Source organism: Sphingomonas sp. R1 (genome assembly GCF_025960285.1).
Classification (GTDB): domain Bacteria; phylum Pseudomonadota; class Alphaproteobacteria; order Sphingomonadales; family Sphingomonadaceae; genus Sphingomonas.
On record NZ_CP110111.1, the window covers coordinates 2,799,099 to 2,811,324 of the forward strand.

General features: G+C 66.6%; 13 protein-coding genes. 10 read left to right on the plus strand and 3 right to left on the minus strand.

From position 1 onward, the window contains the following. Nucleotides 1-86: 86 nt before the first annotated feature. The 7 genes from OIM94_RS13410 (at nucleotide 87) to OIM94_RS13440 (ending at nucleotide 5,875) form a co-directional block, all read left to right on the plus strand. The gene (locus OIM94_RS13410) at nucleotides 87-707 is read left to right on the plus strand and encodes a ribonuclease D (RefSeq protein WP_264607214.1); all 621 of its coding nucleotides are present in this window, start codon (nucleotides 87-89) and stop codon (nucleotides 705-707) included. A 56-nt stretch (nucleotides 708-763) separates the two neighbouring features. After that, nucleotides 764-1,408 (plus strand): LPS export ABC transporter periplasmic protein LptC, encoded by a 645-nt coding sequence (gene lptC, locus OIM94_RS13415; protein ID WP_264607215.1) that lies wholly within the window; start codon nucleotides 764-766, stop codon nucleotides 1,406-1,408. Beyond that, complete coding sequence (locus tag OIM94_RS13420) at nucleotides 1,408-1,950, plus strand: LptA/OstA family protein (protein ID WP_264607216.1); 543 nt, start codon at nucleotides 1,408-1,410, stop codon at nucleotides 1,948-1,950. The genes lptC and OIM94_RS13420 overlap by 1 nt, the downstream gene beginning before the upstream one ends. Nucleotides 1,951-2,122: 172 nt before the next feature. After that, the gene (gene lptB, locus OIM94_RS13425; RefSeq protein ID WP_100207500.1) at nucleotides 2,123-2,857 is read left to right on the plus strand and encodes an LPS export ABC transporter ATP-binding protein; all 735 of its coding nucleotides are present in this window, start codon (nucleotides 2,123-2,125) and stop codon (nucleotides 2,855-2,857) included. 5 nt (nucleotides 2,858-2,862) lie between these two features. Next, on the plus strand, nucleotides 2,863-4,368 hold the full coding sequence (rpoN, locus tag OIM94_RS13430; RefSeq protein ID WP_264607217.1) for an RNA polymerase factor sigma-54: 1,506 nt from the start codon (nucleotides 2,863-2,865) through the stop codon (nucleotides 4,366-4,368). Continuing rightward, the gene (locus OIM94_RS13435) at nucleotides 4,368-5,204 is read left to right on the plus strand and encodes an endonuclease/exonuclease/phosphatase family protein (protein ID WP_264607218.1); all 837 of its coding nucleotides are present in this window, start codon (nucleotides 4,368-4,370) and stop codon (nucleotides 5,202-5,204) included. Before rpoN ends, OIM94_RS13435 begins: the two co-directional genes overlap by 1 nt. A gap of 38 nt (nucleotides 5,205-5,242) precedes the next feature. Then, nucleotides 5,243-5,875: a hypothetical protein gene (locus OIM94_RS13440; RefSeq protein WP_264607219.1), complete on the plus strand. Its 633-nt coding sequence runs from the start codon at nucleotides 5,243-5,245 to the stop codon at nucleotides 5,873-5,875. A gap of 15 nt (nucleotides 5,876-5,890) precedes the next feature. Here OIM94_RS13440 and OIM94_RS13445 read toward each other — a convergent pair whose 3' ends face one another. The 3 genes from OIM94_RS13445 to OIM94_RS13455 form a co-directional block, all read right to left on the minus strand. Then, nucleotides 5,891-6,361, minus strand: a complete 471-nt coding sequence (locus tag OIM94_RS13445; RefSeq protein WP_264607220.1) for a hypothetical protein — start codon at nucleotides 6,359-6,361, stop codon at nucleotides 5,891-5,893. 77 nt (nucleotides 6,362-6,438) lie between these two features. Next, nucleotides 6,439-7,044 (minus strand): SOUL family heme-binding protein, encoded by a 606-nt coding sequence (locus tag OIM94_RS13450; RefSeq protein ID WP_264607221.1) that lies wholly within the window; start codon nucleotides 7,042-7,044, stop codon nucleotides 6,439-6,441. Nucleotides 7,045-7,057: 13 nt separating this feature from the next. Further along, on the minus strand, nucleotides 7,058-8,053 hold the full coding sequence (locus OIM94_RS13455; protein ID WP_264607222.1) for a ligase-associated DNA damage response exonuclease: 996 nt from the start codon (nucleotides 8,051-8,053) through the stop codon (nucleotides 7,058-7,060). Nucleotides 8,054-8,132: 79 nt separating this feature from the next. Here OIM94_RS13455 and OIM94_RS13460 point away from each other — a divergent pair, with 79 nt between their 5' ends. The 3 genes from OIM94_RS13460 (at nucleotide 8,133) to OIM94_RS13470 (ending at nucleotide 12,174) form a co-directional block, all read left to right on the plus strand. Then, the gene (locus tag OIM94_RS13460) at nucleotides 8,133-8,306 is read left to right on the plus strand and encodes a hypothetical protein (RefSeq protein WP_264607223.1); all 174 of its coding nucleotides are present in this window, start codon (nucleotides 8,133-8,135) and stop codon (nucleotides 8,304-8,306) included. Nucleotides 8,307-8,354: 48 nt separating this feature from the next. Next, the gene (gyrB, locus tag OIM94_RS13465) at nucleotides 8,355-10,847 is read left to right on the plus strand and encodes a DNA topoisomerase (ATP-hydrolyzing) subunit B (RefSeq protein ID WP_264607224.1); all 2,493 of its coding nucleotides are present in this window, start codon (nucleotides 8,355-8,357) and stop codon (nucleotides 10,845-10,847) included. A gap of 121 nt (nucleotides 10,848-10,968) precedes the next feature. Beyond that, complete coding sequence (locus tag OIM94_RS13470) at nucleotides 10,969-12,174, plus strand: acyltransferase family protein (protein ID WP_264607225.1); 1,206 nt, start codon at nucleotides 10,969-10,971, stop codon at nucleotides 12,172-12,174. Nucleotides 12,175-12,226 lie beyond the last annotated feature (52 nt).

Sequence of the window (12,226 nt, forward strand, 5' to 3'; positions counted from 1 at the left end):
ACATACCGCGCGAATCACCAGAATGCAAAGGCGCGCAGGCAACGCAAAGCATTGAGGTGCGGCGCCAACCCCGCTACGCGGACGCGATGACCGTCCATTTCCACGAAGAAGACCTGCCGGAAGGCGTTTTTGCCCCCGGCTCCTCCATCGCCGTCGATACCGAGACGATGGGCCTGATCACGCCGCGCGACCGGCTGTGCCTGGTCCAGCTGTCGGACGGATCGGGTGACGAGCATCTGGTGCGCTTCGGCCCGCAGTCCAACTATGCCGCGCCGAACCTGCGCGCGGTGCTCTCCGATCCGGAGCGGCTGAAGCTGTATCACTTTGCCCGGTTCGATCTCGCGGCGATTCGCTTCTATCTCGGCGTTACCGCCGGGCCGGTCTATTGCACCAAGATCGCCTCGCGGCTGGTGCGCACCTATACCGACCGCCACGGCCTCAAGGATCTGGCGCGCGAGCTGGTCGGCGCCGACATCTCCAAGCAGCAGCAGTCCTCGGACTGGGGCGGCCCCGATCTTTCGGACGCGCAGCGCGACTATGCCGCGTCCGATGTGCGCTTTCTCCACGCGATGAAGGTCGAGCTCGATAAGCGACTCGAGCGCGAGGGCCGCATGGAAATGGCGCAGGCCTGTTTCGACTTCCTCCCTTGGCGCGCCGAGCTGGACATCGCCGGCTGGCCGGAAGTGGATATCTTCGCCCATGCGTGATCGCGGCGCGGATCGCGCGGTTGTTTCGGTCGTTGGGGCTTCCCACAAAGGAACCCATGTCTGAGATCGCCGCACGACTGCGCAGCCAGCGCCGCGCCTGGGCCCATCCCGGGAGCCACCACGACCGCAGCGTGCGCGTCGCGCTGGTGGCGTTGCCGATCCTGATCGGCGCGCTTGCAGCGTTCCTGGTCAGTGCGCCGTTGTTCATGGGCGGCGACGTCAGCTTCGTGCTCGACAAGAACAAGGTAGCGATGTCGCCCGAGCGATTGAAGATCGTCGCTGCCGATTATCGCGGCGAGGACGCCAAGGGCCGCCAGTTCGAACTGCATGCGGGTTCCGCGGTGCAGAAGAGTTCGGCCGAGCCCGTGGTGCAGATCAACGAACTCAACGCGCGGCTGAGCCTCACCGATGGCCCGGCGACGCTCGTCGCCAACCACGGACGCTATAATCTCAATACCGATCAGATGATGATCGACGGGCCGATCCGTTTCCAGACCACGGACGGCTATGTGCTCAACACCCATGACGCGACGATCGACCTAAAGACGCGGCAGCTGGAGAGTGGTGGCGCGGTGACGGGCAATACGCCCACCGGCACCTTCCGCGCCGATCGCCTGCGCGCCGATCTCGACAAGCGCGTCATTTCGCTCGACGGCAATGCGCACTTGCGGATGATGCCGAAGCCGGCAAGGAGGCCCTGATGACCCGCGCTTTCGCCCCGCTCGCCCTGGCCCTGCCGCTGCTGCTTGCCGCCGTTCCGGCGCTCGCGCAGTCGCGCCACAATTCGGATGCGCCGCTGGATTTCGATGCGCGCAGCATCCAGCTCGACGACAAGGCCAGTCGCGCGTTGTTGAGCGGCGATGTGGTGATCAAGCAGGCGGAGATGACCCTCCGCGCCGCGCGCGTCACCATCGCCTATACCGGCAGCGCGGTGAGCGGCACCCCGCAGGCGACGCGTGTCGATGCCAGTGGCGGAGTGACCGTCACGCGGCCGAACCAGACCGCGCGCTCCAGCTATGCCGTGTACGACGTCGATCGCCGCATCATCACGATGATCGGCAATGTCACGCTGCAGCAGGCGGGATCGAACACCGCCAATGCCGCGGGCCCGCGCCTGACGATCAATCTCGACACCAGCCGCGCGACCTTCGGCGGGGCGCCGTCCGGTCCGAACACGCAGAGCAGCGGGGGCCGCGTGACCGGCCGCTTCACCGTGCCCAAGCGTGACGCGTCGAAGCAATAGGCCCGGGCACCGCCACGATACGCCGCGCAAAGTCTTTTCTTTGCGCGCGTTATCATGCAGGAACCTTGCCAAGCGGCCACGCACTTGGCGAGGACCAGATCACGATTAGCTTGCAGGAGCCGTCATGACCGACGTCGCCATCGCCGCCCCCGAGGAATCCGCCCCCGATCCCATGCCGTTGCCCGATCGTGGGCTGGCCGTGGTGTCGATCGCCAAGTCCTATGACAAGCGCACGGTCCTGACCGACGTATCGGTATCGGTCGGGCGCGGCGAGGTTGTCGGCCTGCTCGGTCCCAACGGTGCCGGCAAGACGACGTGCTTCTATTCGGTGATGGGGCTGGTGAAGCCCGACAGCGGTCGCATCATGCTCGACGGCGAGGACATCACCCGGCTGCCGATGTATCGCCGCGCGATCCTCGGGCTCGGCTATCTGCCGCAGGAAACCTCCATCTTCCGTGGCCTCAGCGTCGAGAAGAACATTTCCGCCGTGCTCGAGCTCGCCGAGCCGGACCGCGATGCGCGTCAGGCGCGGCTGGACGAGCTGCTCGACGAGTTCGGCCTCACCCGCTTGCGTACCTCGCCTGCCATGGCGCTGTCCGGCGGCGAGCGGCGACGTGCCGAAATCGCCCGGGCGCTTGCCGCGAACCCGACGATCATCCTGCTGGACGAGCCGTTCGCCGGCATCGACCCGATCTCGATCGCGGACATTCGTGACCTGGTGAAGCAGCTCAAGCAGCGCGGCATCGGCGTCCTGATCACCGATCATAACGTCCGCGAGACGCTCGAAATCGTCGACCGCGGCTACATCATCTATGACGGCCGCGTGCTGTTCGCCGGCTCCCCCGACGATCTGGTGCGCGACGAGAATGTGCGTCGCCTCTATCTCGGCGAAAGCTTCTCGCTCTAACGCTTATGAGTCTCGCGCCACGCCTCGATCTGCGGCAGTCGCAATCGCTGGTGATGACGCCGCAACTCCAGCAGGCGATCAAGCTGCTGGCGCTGTCTAATCTCGAGATCGAGACCTTCATCGCCGAGGAAGTGGAGCGCAACCCGCTGCTCGACGCGGGCGGCGGGGACGATGGTCCGCCCGAGCCGATGGGCGATGCGGAAGAGTTCGAACTCCGTGACGGCCCTGCCGATGCCAGCGAACTGATCCTCGGTGGCGGCGAAGCCTCGGGTGAGGCGGCACTCGATGTGGACCTCGCGGCCGAGGCCTTCCACCATGATTCGGCCAGCGACATGATCGGCGGACTCGATGGCAGCCTCGGGCTGAACAGCGGCAGCGGCAGCGCTTCGGAGGATGGCCCGGATCTCGATAGCCTGGGGACCGGAGACCTGAGCCTCGCCGATCACCTGCTCGCCCAGGCGGGATCGGCCGTGGCCGGGCCGGACCTGTTCATTGCCCAGCATCTGATCGACCAGATCGACGAGTGCGGCTACCTCACCGTGCCGTTGCGCGAGATCGCCGAGCGGCTGAACGTGCCGCTCGCCCGCGCCGAGTCCGTGCTCGGCATCATCCAAACCTTCGATCCCACCGGGGTCGGTGCGCGTGATCTCGCCGAATGCCTCGCGCTCCAGGCCAAGGAGGCGGATCGCTACGATCCCTGCATGGCGCGACTGATCGACAATCTGGAGCTCGTCGCGCGCGGCGATCTCGGCCGGCTGCGGCGGATCTGCAATGTCGACGACGAGGATCTCGCGGACATGATCCGCGAGCTCAGGAGCTACGATCCCAAGCCCGGCTGCCGCTATGGCGGCGATCCGGTGCCGGCGGTGACGCCCGACATCTTCGTCGCGCGGCGCGGCAATGGCTGGGCGGTGGAGATCAACGCGGCGACGCTGCCGCGGCTGCTGGTCAACCGGGCCTATTATGCCGAGGTCTCGGGCGGCAAGCAGGACAAGGCGAGCAAGGCCTGGCTCACCGACATGCTCGCCAGCGCCAATTGGCTGGTCAAGGCGCTCGACCAGCGCCAGCGCACGATCATCAAGGTGGCGAGCGAGATCGTGAAGCAGCAGGAAGGCTTTTTCCTGAAAGGCGTGGCGCACCTCCGCCCGCTGACGCTGCGCCAGGTGGCAGATGCGATCGAGATGCACGAATCGACGGTCAGCCGCGTCACCAGCAACAAATATCTGAGCTGCGCGCGCGGCCTCTTCGAACTGAAATATTTCTTCACTAGCGCGATCCAGTCGGCCGATGGCGGCGAGGCGGTTTCGGCCGAGGCAGTGAAGAGCGCGATCAAAACCCTGATCGCAGGCGAGGATCCCAAGAAGATCCTGTCCGACGACACGCTGGTCGAACTGCTTAACGCCAAGGGCTTCGACATCGCGCGCCGGACGGTGGCCAAATACCGCGAGGCGATGGGGATCGGCAGCTCGGTGCAGCGCCGACGGCAAAAGGCACTCGAAGGAGCGGGTTGATGCGGCGGTTCTGGGGTTGGGTGACGGCGCTTGCCGCGCTGTGCGCGGGCGCGCCGGCCTTGGCGCAAGACACGCTGACGGTCATGAGCCTCAACATCCGTTATCCCAATCCAGGAGACGGCGCGAATGTCTGGGAAAAGCGCCGCGACCTGACCATCGCAACGATCCGCGTGGCGGCGCCCGACCTGATCGGCACGCAGGAACTCTACCAGCGCCAGGGCGACGACATTGTCCGCGCGCTGCCGCATTATGGCTGGTTCGGCACGGATCGCTATGGCGGCCACAGCGACGAGCATATGGGCATATTCTACCGGCGCGACCGGCTGAAGATGGTTGAGCACGGACAGTTCTGGCTCTCCGAGACGCCGGAGAAGCCCGGCAGCATGAGCTGGGGCATCGACCTGCCGCGGCTGGTCAACTGGGCGGTGTTCGAAACGCGCGACGGTCGCCGCTTCCGCTTCTACGATACCCATTTCCCGCACCGCGATCAGGATGAAGCCGCACGCGAACAGGCGGCAAGGCTGCTGGCCGCGCGAATCGCCGAGGCGCCCAAGGACCAGCCGGTGATCCTCACCGGCGACTTCAATACCGTCGACAGTTCGGCTGCGCACCGTGCGCTGACCGAGGGACTGGCGGATGCCTGGCTGGCACAGGTGAATCGTCAGGGCCCGAGCTTCACCTTCCACGACTTCACCGGCAGGGGCGATCGCCGTATCGACTGGATCTTGACGCGTGGCTTCGCCGTAGCGGAGGTCGCAACGGTGGCGACGCATCGTGGCGCGGTGTTTCCGAGCGATCATTACCCCGTGGTGGCGCGCGTCCGGTTCGATCGATAGCGTCGGGCGACGGTGCAGGTTGATGGGAGGACGAGAGGATGCTGGCGCCACTGCTTCTCCTGCTGCAGGTCGGCACATCCGCGCCGCCGGCTTACTTCCCGGCTTGGCTGGCGGGACCGGTGCCCAGCTGCCGGTGGGGGGGCAAGAAGGTGTTGCGCACGCCGCGCCTGAGCGATCTTGAGCGCGCCTGGTATGGCGGAGCGTTGCGCGCGGCGGAGGAGCCATCCCTCTATGCGCGTGCGCAAGGGGAGCGCAGCCGCGGCACGACGATCCGGTTCACATGGCTTCGCAGCTTCGACGCGCCCATCATCGTGCGGGTGGAGGGGATCGGCGCGCCGTCACCGCGGCTGATCGCGAAGCGCCTCTCCGGCAAGGGCGGCTATGGACCCGGGGCGATCGACACGCAGATCGATCGCCCGCTCAGCGAGGCCGAAGTCGGCGCGATTGCGGCGGTGCTGGCGCAGGGTACACCGTTCGCGGGTGCGGCGCGTCCGGCACCGCTTCCCGAATGCGGCCCGCCTCCGATCGACGGCGCGGAGTGGGTTGTCGAGCGTGTGGACGGCACCGGCTATCATTTCGCCAAGGACTTCAGTCCGCGCGGGGGAGCCGTCCGTGCGACGGGACTCGCGCTTTTGGCGCTGACGGGATGGCCGGTCGAGCCGATCTACTGAGCGAACGGCGCAGCCTCAGCCGCCGGGGCGCAGGCCGCCTTCCATCAGCATCATCGTGATGCTGCCCATGTCGGTATATTGCAGCACGCCCGCGAGCGTGCCGACTACCGCCGGGTCCTGCGCCAGGTCCATCAGCGCGGCGCGGCCGAGCGCGGTGAAGCTGTTCTGGATCGCACCGGGATCACGCTTGATGCGGTCCATTGCTTGTTCACGGCAATCGCGAGTGACGAGGCGGGTGATCAGCTGACCGGCCTGCTGGCTCGCTTGCACGCGGCGGTTTTCGTCGAGCCGCACCATGTCGCGCACCGCGGCGCTCTGCGACACCGCTGCATAGACCCAGCGGATCAGCACATCGCGATCGGCGCGGCTGCTGTGCGTGCGCAGGCACTCGCCAAAGGGGTCGCGCCCTTGCGCCTGGGCAGCGCACGGGGTGGCGAGGAACGAACCGAAGGCCACAGCGGCGGCGAGGAGTGGGCGAATCGTCATGGGGCTCCGATAGTAAAGGCCCGCGGCAAGATCGGGGCAGAAACCGAGCCGCGCCACCGCAACCCGCCACCACCCGGCTACAGCGCGATCAGCACCTCGTTGCGGCGGAGCGGGCCGGGGATGAAGGGCGAGTTGTAGAAGGCATATTCCACCGCGCCGCCATTGATTCCCTTGCCAGCCAGCCAGCTGCGCAGCTCGGCCTCGCGCTGGCCGAGCACCGCATCGTCGGGCGAGCCGGCAAAGCGCAGCACCGCCACGCGCCGCGCCGGACGGGTGGCCAGATCGACATTGTCCGATGGCTTGGGCAACGTCGCCAGCGTGAACTTGGACGGCATGACAAACTGCGTCCGCCAGCTCGCGTCCTGCTTGCCGCTGAGCACCGGCGCCGTCATCGCAATCTTCTCGCCGCCGCTGCCGCCATTATCGCCGCGGCGCTTGGCGAAGATATAGTCGGCGAGGCGTGAGAAGCCGGCATTCAGCGCCGCTTCGCGCGTGCCGATTGCGCGCGTTTCCGCCACCACCAGCTCGGGATAGTCGCGGATCTCGAACTTGCCGTCCTTTTCCACCAGCGTGAAGGGCGGCTGCTCGCTCGCCTTCTCGAACGCGTAATAGGCGGCCGCCCCCGCGACCACCGCACCGCCCAGCAGGCCGCCCACCCAAGCCCAGGTCTTGCCCTTCGCCATCACGCAATCTCCCTCAATCGTCCTCGTCCTCGAACCCGGCGAGATCGAGCGCACGGGCGCGTATCTGCCGGAGCCTGCACCAATGTACCAGCGCATCCTCACGGCCATGTGTCACCCACACTTCGCGCGGGGCCAGCTCCTCGATGGTGCGGGTCAGCTCGTCCCAATCGGCATGGTCGGAGAGGATCAGCGGCAGCTCGACATTGCGCTGCCGCGCACGCTGGCGCACCCGCATCCAGCCGCTGGCCATTGCGGTGATCGGATCGGGGAGGCGTCGCGACCAGCGATCGTTGAGCGCACCCGGCGGGCAGAGGATGATCCGCCCTTCCAGCTCCTTCTTCGCGACGCCGGTGGCAGGCCGCAGCTCGCCAAGCGCCACGCCATGCTCGACATAGAGGTCGCACAGCGCCTGCAACGCGCCGTGCAGATAGATCGGATCGTCGAAGCCCATGCCACGCAGCTCGGCGATCACCCGCTGCGCCTTGCCGAGCGCATAGGCACCGACCAGCACGCAGCGCTCGGGTTCGGTGCGCAGTGCCGTCAGCAGCTTGTCGATCTCATCGGTCGTCTCGGGATGGCGGAACACCGGCAGGCCGAAGGTCGCCTCGGTGATGAACACGTCGCACTTCACCGGCTGGAAGGGCGTGCAGGTAGGATCGGGGCGGCGCTTGTAATCGCCCGATACGACGATCCGTTCGCCGGCATGATCGAGCACCACCTGCGCTGATCCCAGCACATGGCCGGCAGGAACAAACCCCACCTCGATCGGACCCAGCCTGATGCTCTGGCCGTACGCAACGGGCCGTCCGTTCTGCGACCCGTAGCGTGCCGCCATGATCGCCAGCGTGCCGGGCGTCGCCCATACCTCGCCATGCCCCCCGCGCGCATGATCGGCATGGCCATGGGTGATGATCGCCCGCGCGACCGGCTTGGACGGATCGATCCACGCGTCCGCTGCCGGAAGGTAGATCCCACAAGGATCGGGGGTGAGCCAGCTGCCGAGCGCCATGGCCGGCGATATGGGGACGCGGTTGCGGATCGAAAGGGGCGCGGGCTTCGTTGGTCCAGGCGAAATGGAGAGAGATGCCATGGACTTGTCCAGTCTGCAGGGCCTGATGGTGATCGTCGGCCCGATCGTCCTTGCCGCCGTGCTGCTTTGGGCCATCCTCCGCAACAAGACCTCGAAGCGCCGGCTGAAGGAAACCGAGGACGCGACACGCCGCAATTATGAGGAGCACGACGCCGCGGACCGGAGGCGCTAACCCTCCATTTTGCTTTCGTTCCGTGCCCTGAATCCCTATATCCTCGGCATGGCAGACACTCCCAAGACGAACGATCCCAACGCGAACGAGTACGGCGCCGACTCCATCAAGGTCCTCAAGGGCCTCGACGCAGTCCGCAAGCGCCCCGGCATGTATATCGGCGACACCGACGACGGCTCCGGCCTGCACCACATGGTGTTCGAGGTTTCCGACAATGCGATCGACGAGGCGCTGGCCGGTCACTGCGACCTGATCCAGATCACGCTCAATCCGGATGGATCGGTCTCGGTAGAGGACAATGGCCGCGGCATTCCGACCGGCATCCACTCGGAAGAGGGCGTGTCCGCCGCCGAAGTGATCATGACCCAGCTCCATGCGGGCGGCAAGTTCGAGAACACCTCGGACAGCAATGCCTACAAGGTTTCGGGCGGCCTGCACGGCGTGGGCGTTTCGGTCGTAAACGCGCTCAGCGAGTGGCTGGACCTCAACATCTGGCGTGACGACGAAGAGCATTACATGCGCTTCCGCCACGGTGATGCCGAGGCGCCCTTGAAGGTGATCGGCCCGGCGAATGGCAAGAAGGGCACGCGCGTGACCTTCCTCGCCAGCCCGGAAACGTTCAAGATCACCGAATATGATTTCGAGAAGCTCGAGCATCGCTACCGCGAGCTCGCCTTCCTCAATTCGGGCGTGCGGCTGTTCCTGCGCGATGCGCGGCACGAGGAGGTGAAGGAAGTCGAGCTGTTCTACGAGGGCGGCATCGCCGCGTTCGTGAAGTATCTCGATCGCAACAAGGTCGCGTTGATGCCCGATCCGGTGGCGATCAGCGGCACCCGCGACGACGTGACGATCGACGTCGCGCTGGAGTGGAACGACAGCTATTACGAAAACGTCCTCTGCTTCACCAACAACATCCCGCAGCGCGACGGCGGCACCCACCTCGCGGCCTTCCGCGCGGCGCTGACCCGCACGCTCAACAGCTATGCCGACAAGTCGGGGATGCTGAAGAAGGAAAAGGTCAGCCTCACCGGCGACGACATGCGCGAGGGCCTGACGGCGATCGTCTCGGTCAAGCTGCCGGACCCCAAGTTCAGCAGCCAGACCAAGGACAAGCTGGTCTCCTCCGAAGTCCGCCAGCCGCTCGAAAGCCTGATGGCCGACAAGCTGGCCGAGTGGCTGGAAGAGAATCCCGCCGTCGCGAAGCAGATCATCCAGAAGGTGATCGACGCCGCCGCCGCGCGCGAGGCCGCCAAGCGCGCCCGCGAGCTCACCCGCCGCAAGGGCGTGATGGACATCGCCAGCCTGCCCGGCAAACTTGCCGACTGTCAGGAGCGCGATCCCGCCAAGTCCGAACTTTTCTTCGTCGAGGGTGACTCGGCCGGCGGTTCGGCCAAGCAGGGCCGCGACCGCCACTTCCAGGCGATCCTCCCCTTGCGCGGCAAGATCCTCAACGTCGAGCGTGCGCGCTTCGACCGGATGCTCGCCAGCCGCGAAATCGGCACGATCATCACCGCGCTCGGCACCGGCATCCGCGACGATTTCAACATCGAGAAGCTGCGCTACCACAAGATCGTCATCATGACCGACGCCGACGTGGACGGCGCGCATATCCGCACGCTGCTGCTGACCTTCTTCTACCGCCAGATGCCCGAGATCATCACCAACGGGCACCTCTATATCGCCCAGCCGCCGCTCTATAAGGCGACCAAGGGCCGCTCCGAGGTGTATCTGAAGGACGATGCGGCGCTCGACCAGTATCTGGTCGATGCCGGCGTGGGCGGTACCGTGCTCGACACCAATGGCAGCCAGCGTTCGGGCGAGGATTTGCGCACGCTGGTCGAGCATGCCCGCCGCATGCGCACCCTCATGCGCTACGTGCCGCGCCGCTACGATCCGATGATTATCGAATCGCTGGCACTCGGCGGCGCGCTCGATCCCTCGGTGAGCCGCGAGCGGCATGCCGAGGAGCTGAAGACGGTCGTCCACCGCCTCGACGCCGCCGATACCGAAGCCCGGTGGAGCGCGCGCATCACCGAGGATGGCGGCTATCATTTCGAGCGGCTGTGGCGCGGCGTGACCGATCATCACATCGTCGAGGCGAACTTCCTCGTCTCGGCCGAGGCGCGCAAGCTGCACACGCTGGCGAGCGAGCAGGCGGCGGCCTATCTCACGCCGTCGAAGCTTGTCTCGAATAAGGGCCTGGCGACCGAGGTGGATGCGCCGGTGCCCGAGGACGAGGCGCCGGTCGCGGTCGGCAAGGGCGAGAGCCTGGTGTCGCGCCCGTCGCAGCTGCTCGACGCGATCCTCGCCTTCGGGCGCAAGGGCCTCGCGATCCAGCGCTACAAGGGTCTGGGCGAGATGAACGCGGAGCAGTTGTGGGAGACCACGCTCGATCCGCAGAACCGCTCGATGCTGCAGGTGGCGATCGACCAGGCCGACGTGGCCGACGCGATCTTCACCCAGCTGATGGGCGACGTGGTCGAACCGCGCCGCGACTTCATCCAGGAGAATGCGCTCAGCGTCGCCAATCTCGACGTCTGAGCGGTCGGCCTCGTCGATAGAAAGCGCGCGGAGCCCTCGGGTTTCGCGCGCTTTTGCTGTGCCGGTCTTGTGGCCATGCGGCAGCCGCTGCACAGTCCGCGAAACCGGGGGAGGAATCGCGATGACGGTCGGTACGAATCGGCTCGACGTGCTGGACGTCTTCCGGGGGCTGGCCGTTGCCGGCATGATCCTGGTAACGAGCCCCGGCGATTGGATGCACAGCTACTGGTGGCTCCAGCATGCGCATTGGCAGGGCTGGACGCCCGCCGATATGGTGTTCCCGGGCTTTCTGGTCGCGGTGGGCGTGGCGGTCGGCCTGTCCTTCCCGCGCGATCTGTCCCGGCCCGGCGCGAAGGCAGCGCTGTGGCGGCGGGTACTTCGGCGGGTGGCGGGGCTCATCCTGCTCGGGCTGTTCGTCAATGTCCTCTACAGCCTCAAGATGCTCGACCATGCACCGTGGATCGCCTTTCCCGGCTTCGAGGTGGTGCGCATCCCCGGCGTGCTGCAGCGGATCGCGCTCTGCTACCTTGCCGGCGTCGCCCTGATCCTCGTCGCCCCGAAGCGGCTGCCGGGCGGGAAGGTCGATGCCGATCCGCGCGTGCTGCTCCTCGCCGCCATGGTGCTGCTGATCGGCTATTGGCTGCTGCTGACGTTCGTGCCCGTGCCGGGCTTTGGCGCCGGTCGGCTCGACCAGCTAGGCAACCTGGCAGCCTATCTCGATCGGGCGCTGTTCACCGTGCCGCATCTCTGGCCGCTGGGTGCGGTGCAATGGGCGGGGCCGGTGGTCTACGATCCCGAAGGGCTGCTCGCGACGCTGCCGGCGATCGTCAACGTGCTGGCCGGCATCCTCGCCGCGCGGGTGCTGCGGCGCGGGCCGGACCTCGCCGCAACGCTGCCGCTGCTCGGTGCCGGCGCGGTACTGATGGCGGCGGGGCTGCTGCTCGATCCGCTCTTCCCGATCATTAAGCCGCTCTGGACGAGTAGCTTCGCGCTGCTCAGCAGCGGCTTCTCGCTGATAACGCTCGCGGTGCTGGCCGGCGCGTTGCAGAGCCGGATCGTGGCAGGACTGGTAACGCCGCTTCGCATCCTCGGCACCAATGCGGTATTGGGCTTCCTCCTATCGGTAGTGATGGCCAAGATCGGCGAGGCACCCTGGGTGCCGGGGCCCAGCGGACCGATTACGCCACAGACCTGGGGCTTCGGCATCGCCTCGACGCTGTTCGCCGATCCGACGCTCGCCTCCACCGCCTGCGCGTTCGGCGTGGTCGGCATCATCGTCGCCTGCCTTTGGCCGCTTCACCGGCGCAACTGGCGCTTCCGGCTGTGACCGCCAAAAAGCTGATCCAAACCGCTGCCACGCGCGTATAGGAAGCCAAACC

Bases quoted from the DNA above. Each gene is read 5' to 3' on its own strand.
- OIM94_RS13460 (WP_264607223.1), top strand. From the start codon at position 8,133: ATGGACTTGTCCAGTCTGCAGGGCCTGATGGTGATCGTCGGCCCGATC.
- OIM94_RS13455 (WP_264607222.1), bottom strand. From the start codon at position 8,053: ATGGCGCTCGGCAGCTGGCTCACCCCCGATCCTTGTGGGATCTACCTT.
- lptC (WP_264607215.1), top strand. From the start codon at position 764: ATGTCTGAGATCGCCGCACGACTGCGCAGCCAGCGCCGCGCCTGGGCC.
- OIM94_RS13420 (WP_264607216.1), top strand. From the start codon at position 1,408: ATGACCCGCGCTTTCGCCCCGCTCGCCCTGGCCCTGCCGCTGCTGCTT.
- rpoN (WP_264607217.1), top strand. From the start codon at position 2,863: ATGAGTCTCGCGCCACGCCTCGATCTGCGGCAGTCGCAATCGCTGGTG.
- OIM94_RS13470 (WP_264607225.1), top strand. From the start codon at position 10,969: ATGACGGTCGGTACGAATCGGCTCGACGTGCTGGACGTCTTCCGGGGG.
- OIM94_RS13435 (WP_264607218.1), top strand. From the start codon at position 4,368: ATGCGGCGGTTCTGGGGTTGGGTGACGGCGCTTGCCGCGCTGTGCGCG.
- OIM94_RS13440 (WP_264607219.1), top strand. From the start codon at position 5,243: ATGCTGGCGCCACTGCTTCTCCTGCTGCAGGTCGGCACATCCGCGCCG.
- OIM94_RS13410 (WP_264607214.1), top strand. From the start codon at position 87: ATGACCGTCCATTTCCACGAAGAAGACCTGCCGGAAGGCGTTTTTGCC.
- OIM94_RS13445 (WP_264607220.1), bottom strand. From the start codon at position 6,361: ATGACGATTCGCCCACTCCTCGCCGCCGCTGTGGCCTTCGGTTCGTTC.
- OIM94_RS13450 (WP_264607221.1), bottom strand. From the start codon at position 7,044: ATGGCGAAGGGCAAGACCTGGGCTTGGGTGGGCGGCCTGCTGGGCGGT.
- gyrB (WP_264607224.1), top strand. From the start codon at position 8,355: ATGGCAGACACTCCCAAGACGAACGATCCCAACGCGAACGAGTACGGC.
- lptB (WP_100207500.1), top strand. From the start codon at position 2,123: ATGCCGTTGCCCGATCGTGGGCTGGCCGTGGTGTCGATCGCCAAGTCC.